Here is a 21823-nt window from a genome sequence, read left to right as displayed (position 1 = left end):
TCTGCCTACTGAGCTCTTTTATTCCGTTCATCAGTGATGTTGTATTTGTCCATCAAGGAGTAAAGCGTTGGACGGGTGACTCCCAGCAATTCAGCCGATCGTGAAATGTTGTAATCGGTGTAACTAAACGCTTTAAAGATAAGTTTCTTTTCTGCCTCTTCACGAACCGCTCGCAGATTAAATGCCATATCTTTCTCAGCTAACAGATCCAAGCCAAGATCTTCGGCGCTAATCAGCTTGCTATCAGCCATAATGGCCGCAGACTTCACCTTATTCTGTAATTCACGGATATTACCCGGCCAGCTGTAACTACAAATCGCTTTAAGCGCAGTTTCATTGAACCCCAGCAAATTGCGTCCCAGCTCGCTGTTGTAATTGTGGAGGAATGAACGGGCAAGGAGGACAACATCGCCTTCACGCTCACGTAGGGCTGGCAATTGGAAAGTTATTTCAGAAATCCGATAGAACAGGTCTTCTCTAAACTCGCCGCTCTCGACCATCTCTTTTAGATCACGGTTGGTGGCACAAACGACCCGAACATCGACGGGGAGTTCTGTTCTGCCGCCGACAGGCTCAATCACCCGCTCCTGCAAGAATCGCAGTAGCTTGGCCTGCAAGGCTCCAGGCATATCACCTATTTCGTCGAGAAACAGTGTACCACCCTGAGCACACTCAATTTTTCCCTGCGTCTTCTTGTGAGCGCCAGTGAACGCGCCTTTTTCAAAGCCAAAAAGCTCACTTTCTAATAGGTTTTCAGGGATGGATGCACAGTTAATTGCGATAAAAGGCGCATTACGACGAGGGCTCAGCTGATGGATCGCTCGGGCAAAAACTTCTTTGCCGGTACCGCTTTCACCAAGCAGCAATGCCGTCGCTTCGGTCGGAGCGACACGCTCGATGAGGCGCAACACCCGCGTCATTTCAGGACTATTACCAATAATCCCTGCTGTTGCAGGAGATTTCGACTCAACCAAACGACGGTTTTCATCTTCCAGACGATGAAGTTGGAATGCACGATCGATGATGATCTGCAAAACATCCGGGTCAATTGGTTTGTGATAGTAATCGTAAGCGCCATCAGCCACGGCTCTAAGCGCATTGTCTTTATCATCATTACCGGTAACGACAATCACCTTAGTCGACGGTGACAACGCTAGAATCTCTGACAAGGCCATGAGGCCTTCAGAGGCGTTTGCGGGATCAGGCGGTAAGCCCAAATCCAAGGTCACAACCGCAGGTTCAAAGCGGCGTAACTGCTTAATAGCAGACGCTCTGTCTTCCGCAAAGACTAAGTTATATTTATCCAGACTCCATTTAAGCTGCTTCTGGATGCCGGGATCGTCGTCAACGATCAACAGATATTCTTTTTTAACCACCAAAGCCTGTACTCTCCATGTCTACTGGGCAAAGTTAGTATGACAGATCCACACTAGCTGTGAAGGGGCAAGCGCAGGGTAAAACAGCTACCTTCCCCAAGCTCACTTTGCACCGTTAAATTACCACCACAGTTCTGCACAAACTGGCGAGCATCGTATACCCCGATACCCATACCAGCGTTACCCTTAGTCGTGTCAAAGGGTTTAAACAATCGTTCGTTTATAAATTGAGCAGACATGCCGGAGCCAGTATCACTGACGCAGATATCCACCCAATCGTTATTAGTTGTAAGGCTCACCGTCACGCTACCGCTTTTGTCGGTAGCGTCTTGCGCATTTTGGATCAAATTACCAATAATGGCGGATAAACGCTCGCTATCTACTCGAATTGTGGCATCGGTTACACATGATAATTCAGGTTGCGGTTGTTGTGACTGATGCCGTGCGACTTGTTCTTCTAACAAAGCGCACAAAGCGACCTGCCGCCGAGACTCAGGAGAGGGCGTACTCTGCTTCAACTGGTTCATAATGCGCTGCATCTTTGACACCGCATTGGTCAATGTATCCAGGCTATCATCGATAAACTCGGGGTTATGTTTATGCCTCACAGCGTTAACCACAATGAGATTTAGCTGCGCCACAATGTTTTTCAAATCATGCACTAAAAAAGCAGACATGCGGTTAAACGCATCAAACTGTTTGGATTCTGCTAAGGCTTCCGACGCTTCATGCAGACTAAGAAAAGTCGCAAGCTGATGGGTCACCGTGTTGAAGAGATCCCTGTCTTCCCAATTGATTTCAGGTTCCCCCTCTAACCGACCTAAGGCAAAAAATCCGGTCAGCTCTTCCCCCTCGATCATCGGCACTAAAGTTTTGATTCCGTACTTGTGCAGCAACGGTACATCGAGCGTCAGTTCTGGGTAACGTTCAGGGTGCTCGGAAAATTCATGCAGGTCGATAATCCAGCGACTTTGCAAACAAAACGCTTCCGCACGGATCACCTCGCTAGCAATAAGTTGCGCTTGTTCCGCAGTAATTGTTCCCAAATGGGCCTGAATAGACAGCATACGGTCTGAACGACGTAAAAGGATGCCGGCAGGTGCCTTGGCAACCGTGGCCATTGCATCAAGGGCAGTCTGGTAAATACAAGCGTCATCCGCTCGCTCTGCCAATTTCTGGTTGGTTTTCAACCATTCAATTCGATAATCATAACGGTTGGCATAAAAATGTTTGGTTATAAACACTTGCACTTGGCGGCGCAGTGATTCTGACAAGAACAGAGAAGCCAGCAGAAGCAACGCTAAAGCAAAAAACAGCACTTGCCCGAGTGTTCCCCACTCACCACCAAAAAAGCGAATGTAATAGCCAACAGCAGCCATCAACAGCAGATACAAGCCAGCGCCAAACAGCAAGGTGCTGTGATAAACCACCTGACGAGATACGAAGATCCGCAACGATAGCTGCTTGATGCGTCGAGCTGAGATAAGTAGAAACGGCACGGTAAGAGCAAAAACGACACCTCGCCCGACCCACATCATGAGATCGAGATGATTAAACAGCGTCGCTTCCGCAAACATGGCAAAATCAAACGCGAACTGCGCCCCATAGGCCAAACACAGTGGCTTTAATGCCCACTTCTGCTGCCGATCACCAAAGCGAAAGACTTGCTCAACAATCATTAGACCAACCACCGCAAGTGACAGATGTGCACTAAACAGCACGGTCACTGGCGGAAAACCTAGCTCAGGCATAAAGAGATCCATCACCACCAGCAACAAAGCTAATGGCACAAATATCCGCAATAGCCGACTTTGGGCAATCAGTTGATTCAAATTATCAGACGTTTGTAACAGGCTGCCCAAAAACAAAATGCAGGCAATATAGCGAACGGCGTCCAGCGCTAACATCAAGTGATAGGGAGGGCTTGCAGTCAAACTGGCCACCGCCAGCACTAACGACCAGATCCCACTAACCAGCGTTGCAACCACCAACAATCGTGCTGGCAACCCCTCTCTACGCGCGGTCAGCTGAAGCCCAAAAAAGAGCAGAAATGCCAAGGCGGCAAAGAGATAGCTGGCTAAATTAAGATGAGCCATATCCATGCTGTCATCAACCTCCGATGTATCACAGCAAAACAGCAACGTTAAACGACGTCGATACTAACAGTAATTACTTACCAGCAATATCAGAGCATCTTAGAAACGAGAAGCAATCGTAAATAAACCACAAAAAACGTGATTCGAGCGCCGAACCAAGAGGTTAGCGAATATCCCATAGCGCCGAAGTCTGCACTACACTGGATATATCGACAAAAAACTGCAGGCATTCTGTGTCGCTCCCACTGTCAAATATCGCAAAAATTGCCATTTTTCTATGCGGTTTACTGTTAATCGCATCTTTGCGTTCAGATGACTTCCTACAAATTTTTTCACCTGCACTGTTTACCAAAGTCAGTGAAGATTATGGTGACGAAGCCGCAGCACGGGTGCGAAAGTTAAAGCGTTTGTTAGAAAGAGGGCAAAATTTATCTGAAAGGGATAAATTGAAGCTGATTAACAAGCATTTTAACAAAATTGAATTTCGCAGCGATCAAAGCCATTGGGGGAAAGTCGACTACTGGGCCACCCCTATTGAGCTGATTGCGACGGGGGCAGGGGATTGTGAAGACTATTCCATCGCCAAATATTTTTCTCTCCGTGCACTTGGTGTCGCCCCGGAAAAACTGCGGCTAATGTATGTGAAAGCCGTGCGTATTAATCAAGCACATATGGTGCTCACCTATTATCCTGAACCCGACTCAATGCCACTGGTTCTGGACAATTTGACCGATAGTATTTTACCCGCCTCAAAGCGTAAAGATCTTATCCCTGTGTACAGCTTTAATGCGGAAGGGTTATGGCAAAGTAAAGCTTTAAACCAAGGTAAACGTGTTATTGAGAACAGCCAGGCTCCCTGGCACGAATTATTAAACCGAATAGAATCAGGTTATTAAGAGGAATACGCCATGTCAGCCACTCCATTAATCAAACGGTTGTTCCTCGGCCCGACTTTTCGCGGTCAGGTGATACGCCTGCTTATCGCCACCAGCTTGCTTGGTTCCGTTGCTTACTTTGCTGTACAACTAAACCAAACCCAACAGTACCTAAAAGCACAGCTCAGCACCCATGCTCAGGACACCGCATACTACTTCGGTATGTGGTGCCGGGACTATGTGGCTGCGGGGGATCTGGCGATGGTAGAAACGCAAGTCAGTAGCTTGGTTGATTCGAACTATATCGTTGAGTTCACCCTAACCGACAAAGCAGGCAAAGAGGTATTAAAAAGGGTCGGAAGTAATCAAATAGAGGGCGTCCCCAGTTGGTTTGTGAATTGGTATGTACTTGAACCCGGCGTAGGTACGTCAGAGCTTTACGCCTGGGAAAAGCTGGGAGCGATTGAAATAAAAAGTAATACTGGTTTGGCTTACGAATACCTATGGGAATCAGCAAAAAAGAGTTTGTTAGTCGCCCTACTTATCGCCGCTGTTGCATCGCTGATTGGCTACGCTTTGTTGTTTTTCATTGTTCGTCCACTGCGTGCAATCGAAGCTCAAGCCAATGCCATTGCGGCACGCGATTTTTCGAAAATTAGTCAGCTCCCTGGCACAGAAGAGCTTAGAAGTGTGGTCTTAGCGATGAACCGTATGGCGAAAGCGATAGAGAAGAACTTCAAAGCAGTCAGCGAACGTGCCGATAAGCTGCAAGCCGAAGCCTATATTGATGGCTTAACCCAATTAGGTAATCGTCGCGCCTTTCTCGCTCACCTCAAACAACTACTGAATGATCCAGAGCAACCCAGTGGCGCTTTATGGTTCGTTCACTTAACTGGACTTGAAAGCTTGCAGCAAAGAGCTGGCGCCCCAATTGCCAAAGATCAGGTAAAACGAGTCTGCGAACTATGTCGCGAGCTCGCTGAGCATTTCGAAGGCATGGCATTTCGCACATCAGAAAGCGAGATAGCAATGGTTGTACCCAGACTCCATCAGCTAGACCAAGACGCCAATAGCCTGAGCACTTCATTGGATGCGCTAGCCCACCCAGAACAGACACAGGGCGTCGCCATCCTTGGTATCTGTGAATATCGTCCCGGTATGGAGTTGAAACAACTACTTGCCAACGCCGACCACGCATTAACACTGGCGGGACAACCAGGTGAACAGCGATTCCATATATTGGCGCCGGAAGAGAATTTGGCGACTGACCAACTGGATATTAGTCAACGGCGAGCCAAAATGAGCAGGCTCATCACACCGCCGCAGCTCAAGCTAAGCTGTCAGCCAATTCTTGCTAAAGATGGTCAGCAAGTGCAGATGTTCGAATTGCTATCACGATTCTTTGACGACCAAGGGGCGGCGATGAACACGCCAGATCTATTCGCCGAGCTGAGTCGATTGGGGTTGATTGAACAACTTGATCGCGCAGTGATCAAGGAAGCACTGGAAGTGGCGCGTGTGCATCAAGGCGCTCGGCTAGCCATTAACCTGTCAATGCAAACGATGCTCAGTACAGAATTTCTAGCTTGGTTGGCCAACCAGCTTCCCAAAGCCAGAGGTCTTCGTAAACGCATCACCTTTGAACTCAGTGAACATAGTATTCAATTACATATGAAAGCTGCACAGAGCTTTATACAAACCGTCAGAGCACTTGGTCTCAAAGTCACCATAGAGAAATTTGGTGTCAGCACCTTACCCTTTTCCTACCTAAAACAGATCCGCCCCGACCATATTAAAGTGGCAGGTAACTACGTCCATGACATCAACAAAGATATTGAAAACAAAGATTTTATAACAACCCTAATACAGCTGGGACACGGTCTTGATATTGCGGTATTTGCCGAGCAAGTTGAGGATGAGGAAGCGGCGAACACCCTCAAAGAGTTAGGTATCGATGGTCTGCAAGGCTACCTGTTTGGGCAACCTTACTCGGTCGATGATATCGGCAAATAGCCTTATCATCAGCCTCAAGTGGATGCTCACGAAGCCTCCGCTAGTTTATTGCTGATGTCCCAGCACCGTTGCCCGAAGGCAACAAATCATCAGGAACCCGTTTAAAAACAACCTTAGATCGGTCGCTGGCTAAGCTATCACTATCAACGACGGTGACCGCAAAAAAATAGTAACCATCGTCCAACATATCAACCACTAGCTCTGGTCTTTCATCGCCGCCAGGCACTTCATCGAGTAGCTCAAGTTGAAGGCGATCTTGACCATACCAAACTTGATACTTGTCGATTTCCCAGCTTTGTAACGGAGTATGATCTGTACGTGTAGTAGGCGCATTCCAACTTAGCACAGGCAGATCACTGGGTTGAGGGTTTTCTGGCGGCGCAGGGTCAACAGGAATCACCACGCCGGGTGAGGTCTCTTCCGGAGAATCAGATCCCCCACCACCACAGCCAGCTAAATTCAGACACGAAAAAATTAGTACCGCGGGTAACAGCGGTTTCATTACATTCACAACCGACTTTCCCTGTTAAAAGCCAACAATGGCTAATCTAAGAAATAATAACTATTGCGGTTGTCGACAGCAGGACAAAACACGCTCTACTTCATACAACAGCGCGACCTACCTTCACATGATGCGGCGTTAAATGCAACGCGCCTGAAGATCCGTATCACTCAAATTGCCACGCATACTCTGGCAAACTTGGAACCACTGTTGATGATCTAGACCCCAATACTGCAGCACCGCTCGGCTCATATCATCACTGCTATGTTGCACCAACATGTAACCCCTTTCTCCATCGTCGCCGTCAAGCAACTGTTTTTGATAAGGGGTTGGTGAAATAGAGCAGCTTATTGACGTCAACTCACAGTCTTCACAGCGGGTGACCTCAGCAATAAAATCTTTCAGCGTATTACGGCACCCATCGAGAGGGTTAAGCTGGAACAGCAACAGACCTTCCCCTTCAATCCCCTTCACTGAGTAGCGAACCCTGGCTTGTGCATAAAATGGCGTTTGATTTGCCCAAGCAAGCACCCGATCCATAATCAATGCTTCCCCTTCGCTGGAATGCTGCAACGCAAACAACGCGGCTACACCTAGCACACCGTAGACTAACTTCTTGATTTTCATGCTGACATCCTTGCCTAGCCTGTTTTATGAAAGAGATTAAATTGGCAGACGCTTAATTATTCGCCAATTCTATGACCATTGTCCAGCGTTATCACTTATAGGACGGGAAACAGTTGATACAGTCAACATAGGCTTCAAGTTGAAAATATCTTTCCCGCTGCGCCACAAGCTCCAACTCCGGTAACTGCACCTGACAAGCAGCGCTGCCGTTACAGCTATTTTGCCACTGCGTGGCGACCAACTTTCGATACGCCAAAAAGTTCGTCTGTGCTTGCTTGATCAGTTTTGCTTCCTGAAAACGCTTCTGTGCAACCTTACGCTCCAATACGAAATCGTAAACTCGCTCGACCTCATCACGCCACTCATCGACAACATCAATATAACATTCTGCTAATTGAACTGGCTGCGGGTTATTCAAAGGGCACGCAGCTTGATATGCATCTAAAGGGTGTGATGGCGGTTGTTCACTATGAAGTAACCCTGAATAAAACAGCATATAGATGCCAAATAACCGAATTAGAAAGTTCATTGCTTATTCCGTAAACAAAACTAGCCACATATTAGCAAGTTGCGAACACGTGTCACTGATCGCAAATCACGAATTCATATAAAATGTCTGGCACACAAAATGCTTTACTTACCTGACCAGAGGCGGCGATTGACGGTTTTCCGACACCAGTCAATCACCGAAAAAGATGTTAATTTTAGGCCTAAAGTTTGTTTTTTTGCGATGAACTTCAAAATTAACGCGGTTCGATCCTCTGTTAGGCGATAGAAAATGTCGGGTTATTGTACAGTTTACGGTAATATTCGTAACAACCTGGCAACACGCGTAATAACTAGAACCATATTCGAGGAGTCTTCCCGTGGTTAAACCGATCTATTTGCTGACATTGCTCTCATGTCTGTTCAGTTTTGCTGCACAGTCGGCGTCGGTATACCGCACCGTAAGTGGCAAAAACGTTCTTTCTATCGAACTACTCGAAGATGATTTGATTCATCTAGAGTGGGCGATGAACGGAAATGCATCTTCCGGTCGTATCTATACGTCACCCATGGTGCTGCGCAACGACCATAAAGCTAAACCGATCCCTGCTGGTGGTAACACCTTAAAAACAAAAACACTCTCTATTCGTGTTGATACCTCTTCACTGTGCGTAAAAGTGACGGACATTCGTAAACAGCCAGAATATGAGCTGAGTAATTTTTGTCCGACATCAACCAAGCCTGACAAACTGAGTCTGCAGTTCAGTCGTGAAAATTTCTATCATATCTATGGCCTTGGTGAGCAACATAAGAAACTTGGTGAGATCAACGGTGATCTCAGTGGTCAACGCCGCACACCAGGCAGTGAGTTTGGTAACAAGATGGTCAATCAAGGTGGTGGGGCTGTTGGCAACATGCAAGTTCCCGTCGCCTATTTCCTTGGCCAGGGTATGCAGAACTACGCCCTGTTTCTGGATAACACCTACGCCCAAACTTGGGATTTTTCTGCCGACCCATACAAAGTAGAAACCGGTGGCGATGCGATCCGTGCTTACGTTATCGGTGGCCGTAACTTACAAGACCTGCGTTCTGGTTACCTTGACCTGACAGGGCGCCCACCGGTGCCACCACGGAAGATGTTTGGTTTGTGGATGTCAGAATACGGTTTCGACAACTGGAAAGAGATTGACGTCGCAATGCGCGACCTGCGTGCAGCCAAATTCCCAGTTGATGGTGCATTCCTCGACCTACAATGGTTTGGTGGTATTCGCGAAGGCTCTGAAAACACGAAAATGGGCTCCATGCGTTGGGACAAAACTAACTTCCCTAGCCCCAAACTGCGGATCAAAGAGTACAAAGAGAAATATGGTCTGGGTGTCGTCACCATTGAAGAGCCCTACGTTGGCAAACGTCTACCTGAATACCTGACTATGGCCACCAAAGGTTATTTGGTTCGCCAATGCCCATACCCTTGTGATCCCGTCTATCTGAATTCACAGCCATGGTGGGGTAAAGGCGGCATGCTTGATTACACTCATCTGGAAGGTGCTAACTTCTTCCATGATTGGCGCCGTGAACAGCTAATCAAAGATGGTGTCATGGGCCACTGGACAGATTTGGGTGAACCAGAGCAATTTGACGTCAACGCTTGGTATGCTGGTGTTGGTATCGGTACTGAAACTCAACACGGTCATCGAGATGTTCATAACCTGTACAACTTGTTCTGGAGCCAGAGCATCGCTGAAGGTTACGCCCGCAATAAGCACACTCAACGCCCATTCATTTTGAGTCGTTCAGGTACTGCTGGTAGCCAACGTTTTGGCACAGCTATCTGGTCCGGTGATATTGGCTCCAACCTGAAAAATCTGGCCGCACACATCAATACCCAGATGCATATGTCGATGTCTGGTTTCGACTATTATGGTTCCGATATTGGCGGCTTCCATCGCAAAGCGCTTGCTGGCGCCAACGCCGATGAGATGTACACCCAGTGGTTAGCGGTCAGTGCTGCAATTGATATCCCAATGCGCCCACATACCGAAAACCTTTGTAACTGCAAAGAGACCAGTCCGGCGAAAATTGGCGATGTAAATAGTAACCGCGAGATCATTCGTCAACGTTACGCACTGTCTCCTTATTACTACTCGCTAGCACACGAAGCCTATCAACGTGGTGCGGCGATCTTCCCTCCGATGGTTTATCACTATCAGGATGATCCCGGCGTTCGCACACTGGCTAACCAGAAGATGATCGGTGATCGGATGATCGTTGCGACCGTTGCTGAAGCCGGTGCAACAGAAGCCTTGGTGTATCTGCCTAAAGGTGAATGGATTGACTTCCACGATCACGAACGCTATCAAAGTGCTGGCGAATGGTTTGGTCCATTCCCACTCTATCGTGAAGGCATCTATCGCCTACCGACCTTCGTTAAAACCGGCACCGTTATTCCACAGATCGTGGTTGATGACACTCTGCTGAATATCGATGGTCTGCGTGGCACTGGCCAGAAGCAAAATACTTTGCTGGTAGTCGCTTATTTAGGTGATGGCAAGCTGAAGAGTAAATTCACACTTTACGAAGACGATGGCGAGTCCGTTAGCTATAAGAATACAGGCAAAGGAACCGTTAACACTGACCTTATCCTCAAGCAACGGAATAACTCGGCAGAGCTAACCATTGCTGAAGGTCGTGGTCGTTACGATGGTATGAAGCCGGGACGCGAAGTAAACGCTATGTTTATTACGCACGGTCAGGAGATCGCCTCCGTTGCCTATCGTAAAGAGCGTTTAAAGCGCTTTGACAGCATGCAAGAGTATAAGCGTGCGGCTCGCGGCTGGTTCCAAGACGGCAACCGTGTCTACGCCAAAGTCGGTGTAATGAAGCTCGCGTTTGTTAATCACATTGAAGTTCGTTGGAAGTAATCCTTTTTTAGGAGCTTAAAATGGCCTTTAAACTAACTCCGCCGGCGCAAGCCGGCGAGTTTGAAGAAGCGAAACGTTACTTCTCCGAGCTCGGAATATGGCATGAAGTAAAGCAACAAAGCGTGGACGGCATTGTCTATTGCTATCGTTGGCGTACTAAACCGGTCTCTTTGTCCGAGTCATTGGCTGACGTAACCCATGATCCTGGTGATCTGTATCCCCCTATCGCCCAAGGCGAAATGGAGGAGGCTAAGCACTATTTTCAGGAACTAGGCTTATGGGAAGAGGTCAAACATCAAGATAACAGTAGCTTGGTCTACTGCTATCGGTGGCGAAACGCCCAAAACAAATAGCAATTTTAATAAGGGTGCCATCGGCACCCTTATTTCTAGAGCATAGGGAGAGCAAGATGAGCGAAGGGGTGTGGGGTAATTTCAATATTATGTTGGTGGATGATGAGCCGATCACTCGCCACCTATTGAATAGCCTGCTACAGCAATTGGGCTTTCGCTCTATTACTGTCGCCAGCGATGGCGATGAGGCTATTATCTGCCTAAAAGAGAGCGAATATGACCTCATTCTCACCGATATAGAGATGCCAGGTGTAAACGGTCTAACGCTACTACAAAAGATCCGCTGCGGCGCAACGGAACAACCCAGAAACACCCGTGTCATGGTCATCACCAGCCATGATGAGATGGCAGTGCTTGGCACAGCCATCGCATTGGATGCCGATGCGATCATCAATAAAAGCATTGGTGCTGACCAGTTAAAAACCCGCATCGATCATCTACTACTCGGCCCACAGCCTGAGCTGCGTCCAGCGATCGCTTATGAGATATTAGATACAGAGAAGCCATTACAAATTGATGCCAGCGTAGACGGTATCAACGATGTAGACGGACCAGGCAAGAAAGTTGGATTCGACGCATTAGTGGAAGGGATGCTATTGGCGCAACCGATCCTAAGCGATTCAGGCTATGTTCTCGTGCCCTCCGGCGAGCCGCTCACTTTAGGAAAAATCGGCTTACTGCAGGATCTTCGAGACTACCTGCCAGCATCACACGCTTACATTGTCGATTAACACGCACGCCAGCCAATCATCTAATCGTCCCAGCCTAATCCTTTGGGAATAGGCTGGTGCTTCTTACCTTGAATCGGTTTGAAAAAAGCCTCAATCGCAGCCGCATCGGTGCTGCGATCCCCCGTAAGGTACATAGGCTCAGACAAGCATAAGCGTCGATTACCAAAGTCTAACCCCAATAGAACTAAAGGTACTTTTGCGCCGAGCGCTATGTGATAAAAGCCAGATCGCCAATGGCCAACATGCTTTCTAGTACCCTCTGGTGCCAAACCCAAGACAAATTTCTCATGACGGTCGAAAAGGTCAACCGCGTCCTGCACCACATTACCCCGCTGATGGCGAACCACAGGATAGCCACCCAGCGCACGAAATATCCATCCGAATGGTGGTTTAAACAGCTGATGTTTACCCAGGAATTTAATCTCTAAGCCCAAAGCAAAACGCGCAATGATACAAACAACAAAGTCCCAATTGCTGGTGTGAGGGGCACCTATTAGTAAAAACTTAGGGATGTTTGGCAGATCACCATCAATTCGCCAACCAGCCCGTTTCAATAACCAGCCGCAAAAATTTTGCCACATCAAACCACCCTCACTTCAAAGTCAGCAACAAAATGCTGCTACAACAATAACTTTAGACTTTCTCCAGCCATGTGCGCTGCTTTAACATACACGGTACTTACAGTATGGAGCCGGAAAAATGCGTGACACCCTAACCCATTGGCTAATAAACGCCAACTTCCCAGTGAATCCGTTACTCATTGATGCTCTGCTGATCACTCTGTTATTACTGATAGCAGTCGTGGCGGATCTTATGACCCGCCGCATACTCCTCAAAGCTGTCAGGCAAGTGATCAAACGTAGCCCGATGAAATGGGACGACTTACTGGTCGACTTCAAAGTAATGGAGCATCTGGCGCACCTCGCACCCGCCGTGCTAATGATCTCACTGATACCCAATGCCTTTGCGGATCGGCCCAATAGTGAGCGAATACTCACACTCGTCGTGTCGCTCTATCTATTGTTTGTCATCTGCCGTGGCCTCATGGCTCTACTCAGTGCGCTAGAAGCATTGGCCAGCCGTCATAGCAATAGCAACAAATTGCCATTACGCAGTATTGCTCAGTTAGCGAAGCTGTTCGTATTGCTACTATCACTCATCCTGGGCGCGTCAATGCTAATCGATCGCTCCCCCATGGTACTGCTTAGCGGTTTGGGCGCATTTACTGCGGTGCTGCTGTTGGTATTCAAAGATACTATCCTGGGTTTTGTTGCCGGTTTGCAACTAGCCGCTAATGATATGGTGCGCTGTGGTGACTGGATCGAGGTGAAGAAATTTGGCGCTGACGGCGCAGTACAAGATGTCGGCCTAACCACAGTGAAGGTACAAAACTGGGATAAAACCATCACCACAGTCCCCACTTATGCGCTTTTCTCAGATGCGTTTAAAAACTGGCGCGGCATGGAAGAGTCAAGTGGCCGTAGGATCAAACGCTCACTGCACCTTGATGTACAAAGCATCAAGTTTCTTGATGAAGAGACATTCAATGCCCTCAGTGAGATCTCGGTGCTCAGCCCCTACTTGGAGCAGAAGCGGACAGAGATAGGCCAATGGCACGACAAACATCCGTGTAACCATCGGCAATTGACCAATATCGGCACCTTCCGCGCCTACCTTGAACAATACTTAAAGCAACACCCCTTGGTAAACGGTGAACTCACCCTACTTGTCCGACAACTGGCTCCTACCAGTGAAGGCTTACCGATAGAGCTCTACCTGTTCAGCAACGATAAGCGCTGGGCACACTATGAAGCGCTACAGGCTGATCTTTTCGACCATATCTTTGCCATCTTACCAGTGTTCGGACTGAGAGCGTTTCAAGCACCCAGCGGACAAGATTTTCAACGGCTCACTAACTAGGCTTAGCCAGAGCATGGCTCAGTGCTTATGGTCACCATTATGATGGTGGTGGCCATGGTTGGCATCATGATGGTGATGATGTTGATGAAGTAACTCACTCGGCAACAGCTCAGCAATAAATGCCCGTGGGCCGTTCCGCAGCAATGAGATCGCATATAGCGCCACCAAAACGCCGAGTGCCAGCCATTGCCACACCGTGGTTTCAGTGTCAGGCAGCCATGGGGGAAGTACTAACCATGGTTGTGCAAACCAACTAATCATTGCCGACAAGCACACCATGGCGACGACCATCGCAAGCGCAATACCCCGACCATGGCTGTGAATAAGAAAGCGCACCAGCGTTAGATTTACCATGGGCCCCAATAGCAAGAACAATAGACCCGCAGCAGGAGAAAGGCCTACAGCCAAGAGCACGGTTACCACAGGCGTTAGTCCGGTAGCACAAAGATGTAACGGTAATGCAAGCAACATCACTAACAGAAACTGTGCCCACAACTGCTCAGCCAGTAGATCCCATCCAGGCGTTGGCGCTAACGTGGCAGCAACCACCAAACCAACAATCACCCAAGGCGCCGTATGATCAATCAGGTGGGCATAGCCATCAGTAAATGCCTGAAATAGCCGTTTGGCACTATGCTGACGCGGCTCTTCGACCGAAAGCTCCGCTTCAGGCATAGCAACGTTGCGAACAAAACGCCCAACGATCGTCCCTACGAGCAGTGTCAGCGCCAACGCGGCCAATAAACGTATGCCGGTGAACTCCAACCCAAGCAGTGGCAACGACACCAGTAAAGCATCAAAGCCAAATACAGGTGATGCGACCAAGAAAGCCAGCGCAAAGCTCGGTGTCGCCCCCTGCTTCAATAACATCGGATAGATACGTGTGGCATCGGGAATACAAACCGGCAACGGCAAGCCCAACAAGGCACCACGCAGCGCCTCAGGCAAACGTCCCGGCCGCGGTGAAAGCCAAAATGCACGCGGAAACAGGTAGTTAATCATCGCCGCAATGGCATAAGCGAGCAATAGCCAAGGCGCGACACTCAAAGCAAGGTAGAGAAAGCGCCATTGTGCTTCCGGCGCCGCGTCCTGTAACAGATGATGTATCTCTTCATGATGCTCATGCAGATGGTATCCCAGCCAGCCTGGAAGCAGGATCAATAGTAGGGCAACCACCCCCAGTAGACCACCTACACCTGTCATGGTTGGCGTCGGCTCGGCACTTTCAACGTGGTAGGGTCGATGAAATACCACATGCAAAATAGCGCCAACCACAAATGCCTGGAACCAAGCAAATTGATGACTATCAAGTGCGGTAACCAACTGCTCACCAGCAGCAAACCCAGTGTAAGTGGTCACTGACATAAGGATAATCACCAACCATGCCAGCACTCTCCCGTACTGTGGCCGTAACAGCCACCACACGGTCAAACCCACGGGGATACGATGCAAAACGACACTCAGCGCTAATAACCCATGGGTTTCCGCTTCACCATGATCCACCAGTGCAGCCCCATCACCGAGTGCATGCAACGCTAGGCCAAGCACCCCGACCAACAGGGTGGCATTATGCATCTGCAGTGCCGCGCGGCGAAATAAGTTCTCAAATAGAGTAGGACCGAACAGCCCAAGAGCAACCAACAGCAGTACTTGCCAGCCGCCAGCATGGATAACCTCTGGCAGTATATGGAACAACACCAGACCGCCGACGACAACAAACACGAAGCTGTCCGTCAATGCCAGCCAACCGGGATGACGTCGTACCCACGCATACAAAGGTGGGCCGGCCAATAGCGCCAATATACTGATAACCAACATCATGATTCGTCTTTGAGACCTTGAGCGCTTGCGCTATGAGATGTTTACAGGGGCTTGGAAAGGCAGTTCCAGGGTGAATGATGAACCGAAGCCCTGACGCGTTTCCAAACTTAACTTACCACCCAACGGACCGGCTGCCAGATTATAGCTGATACTGAGGCCGAGCCCCGTACCACCAGCAGCGCGGGCAGTGGTAAAGAAAGGATCAAAGACTTGGGCCGCCACCTCGGCTGACATACCGCAGCCATCATCCTGCACTTTGAGGCGCGCGCGCTGGCTGTGGTCATCAAAACTCAGCACCAAACGGATAGTGCCTTGTTGGCCAGCTTCATAGCCATGCTTCTGGGCATTCAATACCAGATTAATAACCGCTTGAGCTACCGCGCTGGGATAACTATCAATCTCCACATCGCGGTCATAATGAAACTGCAGTTCAACCTGCGAATCGCGGAAACGGGGCTGAATGCTATCGAGAACTTTCTGAATATACTCCGCAAGCAGAAAGCGTCGACGCTCCCCTTGTGTCTGATCGGCAGCAACCTGACGGAAGCTCTGCAGCAGGTGCACAGCGCGGTCGGTATTAAATTGGATCAGATCCAGCCCTTTCAGGCCGTCTTCTAATGCTTGCTCCAGCTGCCCGGGAGACAAGCGTTGCTCCTTAAACTGATATTGCATTCGCGTCATCTGCTCCCGCAAATGGGACACAGCCGTCACCACCACGCCCATCGGCGTGTTCACCTCATGGGACACACCAGCCACCATACTGCCAAGGGCCGACATTTTCTCCGACTGCACCAGCTCACTTTTTGCCAGTTCAAGATCATCTAATGCTCGGGATAACTCGTCGCGCTGCACGACCAGATCCATCTCTACCTGTTCCATAGGACGGGTAAATCGTGCGCGAATAAATCGATCAGTTACGGCACCAATAATGGCGACTAACAGCACCACACTGATGTTAACAACCAATTGCCAACGCAATTCATCCAGCATCGCTAGCGGACTGGAGCTATAAACAAAATACCAAGGCGCATGTTCAAACTGACGCAGCATCACCAAATCACCGTCCATCCGCTCTAACTTGCGGGTACGGCTGGCGGCCATCTCATGTAACTGCAGTAACTGACCATCATCAAATAGCGGCGCATCAGGATCATCGTCCAGTTGGCGTCCACTGGCCAGCAGTTGCACGGGCGGCTGCAGGTTAATCACGCTCAAAGTGGATGCTGGCCCTTCCAATGGCGAAACAAAGCGCTCCAAGAAGTCCAACGTTACATCAGCTCCCACCAAAGCAGGATAGCGGCCACCAGAATTCACTGGCTGCAAATAACTAACCCTCAGATCCTGCGCACGAGAATCAAGATAGGGACGTGTCCAATACGCTTCAGCACCTTGTTGTAACCAGACTTGGGGGGGGCGGAGCACACTGTTGATCAAACGATAACGAACCTCACCATCACGGGGGCCCGGTTGAAAATCATGCCAGTCCAATGGCGGATAGATAAATGAAAATCCGGCATCAGGGTTATGGTAGAAGGCTTGCACAGCTGCCGGCTCTACTAGAGGGGCAGACACCAAAAGATCGGCCATCTTTAATGCCGCATTGGCTTCTTGTAGGTATTCCGCGTTATCCGCTTCAAACTCGCCCGCACCAAAAAAGCTCCAAGGACGGTTGTAATACTCTTTGTTGCTAAGCTGAAAATGCGTAGAAGATTGAACCAGATGAGACTCAAGCTGATGCAAAGGTAAGCCTACCGGGGTTTCTTTCCCTAACAGGTATTGCTGACCTAACGCACGCACGTAGTACGTGGTGTTTTCCAATCGATTATTGAGAGATAAAAAACGTTCTTGAAAGGATGATTCGACCGAGTGGCGCAGGTCCTTAATATCATTGCGAAAATCAAACCAAGAGATAGCCACAGTAATCAATACCAGCACGGTATAAGCCATGCGGTACATTCTTAACTGTCGACGACAAAGGCGCGCTAACGGCGCCGGATCCTTGATCATAATTAGAGCCACATCACATTCTGGTCAAGGAGTATAACGCTATCAGCAGAAGCCTCAACTTTTTGCGCAGGCAAAGAGCGTAACTTTGTTTGATAAAAGAGGTTCAACAGCACTAAGCACCCAAACAAGAGATTATTAACATTTTAGCAACCCCATACTACGGCCAACAACTTGATTTGGCGATACCTAATGTGGTGCAACGAAATTTGAGATACAGCAAAAGCTGTGTAATTCAACTCCGAGCCAATCAGATAATGCGGGAAAATTGCCGCTGTCTGAGCTGTTGCTGCATGTAAGCATCAAAACACATGCATATACTTCGGATAAGCAGTCTTCCCGGCGGCTTAACAACCATTTTCTGCTCAGAAATAGCAAGCAAACCATCATCGGCTAGCGGCATCAATGCAGTCAGTGCAGCGCTGAAATACTCAGTGAAAGCAATATCCCAACGCGCTTCAATATCGACGAAGTTCAATTCAAAGTTACAGATCAGCGCTTTGATAACATCACGCCGGATCAAGTCGTCTCGGTGCAAAGACACGCCTTTATGTAGCGCGTCCCCACGCTCATCAAGTTGCTGATAATAATGCTTTAGTTCGCGCTGATTCTGGACGTAGCAATCGCCGATCTGACTGATTGACGAAACCCCCAAGCCCAAAAGATCACACTCACCATGGGTGGTATAACCTTGAAAATTTCTATGCAATGCACCGCTACGTTGTAATTTCGCCAGCTCATCATCAGGTTTCGCAAAGTGATCCATGCCAATGAACTGATAGCCTTGCGCCGTTAGATACTCGATGCTTTGCCGAAACATCGCCATCTTTTCTGCTGGCCCAGGCATGGCGGTCTCGTCGATCTTACGCTGTGCCGCAAAGCGCTCTGGAAGGTGCGCATAGTTAAAGACAGACAAACGATCTGGATCCATCGCAAGCGTCTGCTCTAATGTCTTGGCAAAACTCGACGCCGTCTGATGCGGAAGGCCATAAATAAGATCCAAGTTTACCGACGACATCCCCTGAGTTCGTGCTTCAGCCACTAACGCATGAATAAACTCATTGTCTTGCTCTCGATTAACCGCTTGTTGCACCACAGGATTAAAATCCTGGACGCCAATACTGATGCGGTTAAATCCTTCTGCTGCCAAATGAGACATCATAGAAAGTGGGATCTCTCTGGGATCGACCTCTATTCCCTGTTCTATCGATGGCGAAAAAACAAAATGTCGCCTCAACATCGCCATCAAGCGACTCATCTGCTCAGCAGATAAGAAGGTCGGCGTCCCCCCGCCAAGGTGTAATTGTTTCACCTCATAGTGCTGAAACTGAGGGCCGCGAGTTGCCATTTCTCGCTCGAGGAAGTCGAGATAAGTGTCAGCCTTATGTGGGTGGCGAGTGATCACCTTATTACAGCCACAGTAGTAGCAAAGCTTATGACAAAATGGGATATGCACATAAAGTGACAAGCTGCTGCGTTCGCTGCGCGCGATCGCTTTCACCAAGTCATCCGCGGCAAACCCCTCTTTAAACTCCAATGCGGTTGGGTAAGAGGTGTATCTAGGACCGGTCAGATTATACTTGGCAATCAGGGCTTGATCCCAAATCGGGGTTGGCGTGGTCACGGATCTTCTCCAGCTCTCAGTAATAACGATATCAACGATTAATCTTCTGCCAGCCACAAGGCTCTAGGCGTGCAGCAACTCCGCAGGTAAGCCTCGCAGCATCGAAAGTTCAGGCATTATCGCGTCAGCCAACGATTCCTCGTCCCGCATCCGCTGCAGATCCATACGCATAATCTCGTTACGCTTGTACTTCTTCCGCGCCTCATGGGTAGGCAAGTGTTTCACTCGATCATACAAGGCATGCAAATTTGGATAGCGCTCAACAAAATTGATCGTAACGCCAACGGGGCGCAAATGGCCCAACAGCACACAAAGGCGAATGGCTGCCTCCGACAACTCACACTGCTGCTGTTCTGCGGCCATCGCAATCGTATAAATACTCTCAAGCAAACGTGCATTTTTTCGCTCAACAGTCTGGCGTTGTTCATCCTGTTGCTGCTTCAGCAAATAGAGCAGGCGCCCCGCATAAACCGCCAATCCCAAAATAATCAACAGGCCAACAGCACCTGAAAACCACAACATCAGGGACATTAATCCTCATCCTTCTGAAACTGTTTTAACAATGACTCACCCTGATTAAAGTTATTCCACAGCTCGTCTTCCGAAGAGGCCGGTGCTGCGCCGGTATCTTCCGGTTCCTCTTCGTCGGTGATCCCAAGCGCAGCACTGAGGCGCTCATGTTCGGCGACATAATGATCGAAATTCGTTTGTTGCTCGGCAGATAGGGCTTTACCTTCATCAACCAGATCGAGCAGCTGGTTAAACACCGGATCTTGTTCCAACAGATCCAACGCAGTCTCAAGCTCATCCAGAGATAAGCTCTCAATATCAACAACCTCACGGGTCTGCGTATCAATTACCGGCACAGCGGGCTTACTCGGTTTCTTCACCGCTTGCGGCTGCTGTACTGGCTTAGTTTCCGCAGGAGCTAGAGCAACCGGCTTCTTACTTCCCAGTTTTTCAGCCACGGCATCATCTAACTTGGCCTGTCCACTACCCGCGCCTTTGCTGGCCTTATTTGACTCTAAGACCTGCCGATGGCCCGCTTTTAAGCCTTTGCGGTTTTTCGCGCGTTTTTGTAGCTTACTTCGCTCCTCTTTGGCGATCGCTTTCGGTTTCAGCGATGGCGCTAGGGAACCAACTTTTCTCGTTTTACGCTTACGGCTCATGGTGCTCTCAACACAGGGAAAGAAATACCAGCGTATTGTAACCGATCAGCCGCAATTGCGGTTACTTTGAAATGGGAACGATAAAGGAGAAACATTTGTTGCGGCTAAAACAGGAAAAATTCGAGGGTAACGACTTGAAAAACAGGCAATAAAAAAGGCGGAACGCCCGCCTTATTAATCGGCCACGTCAGTATGGCCAAACAATCTTTATCAACAATCCTTGCTGTATATGGGAGACATCCTGGTCACATCCCTATTTTTTTTGTCGGCTTCCATGCTTTGGTTCTTTTTCTTCTTTTTAAATGCTTCCTTTCACGTCTGAGCAAACACAGTGTGCCGCTCGAAAACCGTGTGGGTTTAAATAAACCCGTGTGCAGCGCTTCCCCGCTTGCTGGTCATGCATTCTTCATTGATGCTTTGACCTAAATATCTTTCAAAGATCATCCTGATCTGATTTTGTTTCCCTGAGTCGGGTAATACTGTAGTCCAGTTGAGTAATAACTCAAGAATGAAACGCAACATTTCCATAACATTGATTACATTTTGCCACCTAGCGCACACTTTCTGAACAACACAGGTGCAAACGGCTATTTAGCCTCAACTGTTGGTACGGGAAGCGCCAACAAATAACTGACCGTTGCGTCGTAGCTATCAACAGACTTATGCATGCCGGCATGCAGCAAATATTTCCCACGGATCAACAGCGCCGGTACGCCAGGAATAGGCAGCGCTTCAAGCACGCTCCGGTCGGCTTCCAGCTGCTGATTGGTATGGGTTGCCAGGTAGCTGCGCCTTACATCATTTTCATTAAAGCCACGCTCTGCAAACCAGGTTATCACCCCCGCTTCATCGGCGAGTAGTTCGGGGAAATCTCTTGCTTGTTCAAATAGCTCAAGGTGCAAGCGTTCGAATTGTTCACTCTCGGCGGCAATGTAAAACGCTTTCGCTGCTGGTCGCCATTCAGGGCGCATCACTACCGGCATATATTGCCACTTAAGCCCAGGCGAACCCGCCAGATGCGCCTTACGATAAGGAATATATTGCTGCGACGATGGCGCACCGTACCAAAAAAACTCCACCACATCGGCATCCAGAGTGACGCTGTCCGGCAAATTGACCGTCAGATAGTCCTGGCCATTTTTTGGCATTGCCGTCACCCCGAAAGAGAGCAACCCAAGCCACACAGATAAAGCGTATACAGTGATCAAACGTCGCACATGCTGCTCCTTATTTAAGCCTGTCATACGTCATAGCAATGGTGTCAGACGATGTAGCCAGAATCAAAAAAGGCGACTCAATGCCGCC

Annotated in this window: 18 protein-coding genes; 6 read left to right on the top strand and 12 right to left on the bottom strand. The window is 48.9% G+C overall.

Annotated elements, in window-relative coordinates; translation table 11 throughout:
• Nucleotides 1-5: 5 nt before the first annotated feature.
• Complete coding sequence (gene prsR / locus EXY25_RS05870) at nucleotides 6-1376, bottom strand: PEP-CTERM-box response regulator transcription factor (protein WP_170308587.1); 1371 nt, start codon at nucleotides 1374-1376, stop codon at nucleotides 6-8.
• 53 nt (nucleotides 1377-1429) lie between these two features.
• Nucleotides 1430-3478, bottom strand: a complete 2049-nt coding sequence (gene prsK / locus EXY25_RS05865; RefSeq protein WP_130566086.1) for an XrtA/PEP-CTERM system histidine kinase PrsK — start codon at nucleotides 3476-3478, stop codon at nucleotides 1430-1432.
• A gap of 227 nt (nucleotides 3479-3705) precedes the next feature.
• On the opposite strand from prsK, the gene EXY25_RS05860 reads away from it, so the two are divergent.
• Together EXY25_RS05860 and EXY25_RS05855 are read left to right on the top strand one after the other, a co-directional pair.
• Nucleotides 3706-4368, top strand: a complete 663-nt coding sequence (locus tag EXY25_RS05860) for a transglutaminase-like cysteine peptidase (protein ID WP_246019513.1) — start codon at nucleotides 3706-3708, stop codon at nucleotides 4366-4368.
• 12 nt (nucleotides 4369-4380) lie between these two features.
• Nucleotides 4381-6360: a bifunctional diguanylate cyclase/phosphodiesterase gene (locus EXY25_RS05855; protein ID WP_130566085.1), complete on the top strand. Its 1980-nt coding sequence runs from the start codon at nucleotides 4381-4383 to the stop codon at nucleotides 6358-6360.
• Between the two features lie 40 nt (nucleotides 6361-6400).
• Here the strand turns inward: EXY25_RS05855 and EXY25_RS05850 are convergent, their stop codons facing one another.
• The 3 genes from EXY25_RS05850 to EXY25_RS05840 all read right to left on the bottom strand — a co-directional run bounded on the left by EXY25_RS05850 (nucleotide 6401) and on the right by EXY25_RS05840 (nucleotide 8018).
• Entirely contained in the window at nucleotides 6401-6871 is a 471-nt protein-coding gene (locus tag EXY25_RS05850; protein WP_130566084.1) for a hypothetical protein, read from the bottom strand.
• A gap of 129 nt (nucleotides 6872-7000) precedes the next feature.
• Entirely contained in the window at nucleotides 7001-7489 is a 489-nt protein-coding gene (locus tag EXY25_RS05845; protein ID WP_130566083.1) for a hypothetical protein, read from the bottom strand.
• A gap of 91 nt (nucleotides 7490-7580) precedes the next feature.
• Complete coding sequence (locus EXY25_RS05840) at nucleotides 7581-8018, bottom strand: hypothetical protein (protein ID WP_130566082.1); 438 nt, start codon at nucleotides 8016-8018, stop codon at nucleotides 7581-7583.
• 337 nt (nucleotides 8019-8355) lie between these two features.
• Here EXY25_RS05840 and EXY25_RS05835 point away from each other — a divergent pair, with 337 nt between their 5' ends.
• The 3 genes from EXY25_RS05835 to EXY25_RS05825 are packed head-to-tail and all read left to right on the top strand — an operon-like array spanning nucleotide 8356 to nucleotide 11980.
• Nucleotides 8356-10896 (top strand): TIM-barrel domain-containing protein, encoded by a 2541-nt coding sequence (locus tag EXY25_RS05835; protein ID WP_114339695.1) that lies wholly within the window; start codon nucleotides 8356-8358, stop codon nucleotides 10894-10896.
• A gap of 20 nt (nucleotides 10897-10916) precedes the next feature.
• Nucleotides 10917-11249 (top strand): hypothetical protein, encoded by a 333-nt coding sequence (locus tag EXY25_RS05830; protein ID WP_130566081.1) that lies wholly within the window; start codon nucleotides 10917-10919, stop codon nucleotides 11247-11249.
• 56 nt (nucleotides 11250-11305) lie between these two features.
• On the top strand, nucleotides 11306-11980 hold the full coding sequence (locus EXY25_RS05825) for a response regulator (protein ID WP_130566080.1): 675 nt from the start codon (nucleotides 11306-11308) through the stop codon (nucleotides 11978-11980).
• A 20-nt stretch (nucleotides 11981-12000) separates the two neighbouring features.
• Here the strand turns inward: EXY25_RS05825 and EXY25_RS05820 are convergent, their stop codons facing one another.
• The gene (locus EXY25_RS05820; protein WP_130566079.1) at nucleotides 12001-12561 is read right to left on the bottom strand and encodes a lysophospholipid acyltransferase family protein; all 561 of its coding nucleotides are present in this window, start codon (nucleotides 12559-12561) and stop codon (nucleotides 12001-12003) included.
• Between the two features lie 118 nt (nucleotides 12562-12679).
• Here EXY25_RS05820 and EXY25_RS05815 point away from each other — a divergent pair, with 118 nt between their 5' ends.
• The gene (locus EXY25_RS05815) at nucleotides 12680-13900 is read left to right on the top strand and encodes a mechanosensitive ion channel family protein (protein ID WP_114339699.1); all 1221 of its coding nucleotides are present in this window, start codon (nucleotides 12680-12682) and stop codon (nucleotides 13898-13900) included.
• 18 nt (nucleotides 13901-13918) lie between these two features.
• Here EXY25_RS05815 and EXY25_RS05810 read toward each other — a convergent pair whose 3' ends face one another.
• The 6 genes from EXY25_RS05810 to EXY25_RS05785 all read right to left on the bottom strand — a co-directional run bounded on the left by EXY25_RS05810 (nucleotide 13919) and on the right by EXY25_RS05785 (nucleotide 21735).
• On the bottom strand, nucleotides 13919-15721 hold the full coding sequence (locus EXY25_RS05810; protein WP_130566078.1) for a permease: 1803 nt from the start codon (nucleotides 15719-15721) through the stop codon (nucleotides 13919-13921).
• Nucleotides 15722-15751: 30 nt separating this feature from the next.
• Nucleotides 15752-17728, bottom strand: coding sequence for a sensor histidine kinase (locus tag EXY25_RS05805; RefSeq protein ID WP_114339701.1), 1977 nt, complete (start codon nucleotides 17726-17728; stop codon nucleotides 15752-15754).
• Nucleotides 17729-17975: 247 nt separating this feature from the next.
• Entirely contained in the window at nucleotides 17976-19316 is a 1341-nt protein-coding gene (gene hemN / locus EXY25_RS05800; RefSeq protein ID WP_207232139.1) for an oxygen-independent coproporphyrinogen III oxidase, read from the bottom strand.
• Between the two features lie 96 nt (nucleotides 19317-19412).
• A complete protein-coding gene (locus EXY25_RS05795; protein ID WP_246019512.1) occupies nucleotides 19413-19880 on the bottom strand; it encodes a DUF2489 domain-containing protein in 468 nt (155 codons plus the stop codon).
• Nucleotides 19880-20518 carry a GTPase-activating protein gene (locus tag EXY25_RS05790; RefSeq protein WP_130566076.1) on the bottom strand — a complete coding sequence of 213 codons (639 nt, stop codon included), beginning with the start codon at nucleotides 20516-20518 and terminating at the stop codon, nucleotides 19880-19882. Before EXY25_RS05790 ends, EXY25_RS05795 begins: the two co-directional genes overlap by 1 nt.
• Nucleotides 20519-21105: 587 nt before the next feature.
• Nucleotides 21106-21735, bottom strand: a complete 630-nt coding sequence (locus EXY25_RS05785) for a thioredoxin domain-containing protein (RefSeq protein ID WP_130566075.1) — start codon at nucleotides 21733-21735, stop codon at nucleotides 21106-21108.
• Between the last annotated feature and the right edge of the window lie 88 nt (nucleotides 21736-21823).

This window comes from Corallincola spongiicola, assembly GCF_004284785.1.
Classification (GTDB): Bacteria; Pseudomonadota; Gammaproteobacteria; order Enterobacterales; family Neiellaceae; genus Corallincola; species Corallincola holothuriorum.
The sequence above is the reverse complement of the archived record's forward strand: the minus strand, read 5'-3'. Positions and strand labels throughout refer to the sequence as shown.

What these genes read in the sequence shown, in the direction of transcription:
- prsK (WP_130566086.1), bottom strand. Translation starts at nt 3,478, where the DNA reads ATGGATATGGCTCATCTTAATTTAGCCAGCTATCTCTTTGCCGCCTTG.
- EXY25_RS05855 (WP_130566085.1), top strand. Translation starts at nt 4,381, where the DNA reads ATGTCAGCCACTCCATTAATCAAACGGTTGTTCCTCGGCCCGACTTTT.
- EXY25_RS05845 (WP_130566083.1), bottom strand. Translation starts at nt 7,489, where the DNA reads ATGAAAATCAAGAAGTTAGTCTACGGTGTGCTAGGTGTAGCCGCGTTG.
- EXY25_RS05840 (WP_130566082.1), bottom strand. Translation starts at nt 8,018, where the DNA reads ATGAACTTTCTAATTCGGTTATTTGGCATCTATATGCTGTTTTATTCA.
- EXY25_RS05830 (WP_130566081.1), top strand. Translation starts at nt 10,917, where the DNA reads ATGGCCTTTAAACTAACTCCGCCGGCGCAAGCCGGCGAGTTTGAAGAA.
- EXY25_RS05825 (WP_130566080.1), top strand. Translation starts at nt 11,306, where the DNA reads ATGAGCGAAGGGGTGTGGGGTAATTTCAATATTATGTTGGTGGATGAT.
- EXY25_RS05820 (WP_130566079.1), bottom strand. Translation starts at nt 12,561, where the DNA reads ATGTGGCAAAATTTTTGCGGCTGGTTATTGAAACGGGCTGGTTGGCGA.
- EXY25_RS05815 (WP_114339699.1), top strand. Translation starts at nt 12,680, where the DNA reads ATGCGTGACACCCTAACCCATTGGCTAATAAACGCCAACTTCCCAGTG.
- EXY25_RS05810 (WP_130566078.1), bottom strand. Translation starts at nt 15,721, where the DNA reads ATGATGTTGGTTATCAGTATATTGGCGCTATTGGCCGGCCCACCTTTG.
- EXY25_RS05805 (WP_114339701.1), bottom strand. Translation starts at nt 17,728, where the DNA reads ATGATCAAGGATCCGGCGCCGTTAGCGCGCCTTTGTCGTCGACAGTTA.
- EXY25_RS05795 (WP_246019512.1), bottom strand. Translation starts at nt 19,880, where the DNA reads ATGTCCCTGATGTTGTGGTTTTCAGGTGCTGTTGGCCTGTTGATTATT.
- EXY25_RS05790 (WP_130566076.1), bottom strand. Translation starts at nt 20,518, where the DNA reads ATGAGCCGTAAGCGTAAAACGAGAAAAGTTGGTTCCCTAGCGCCATCG.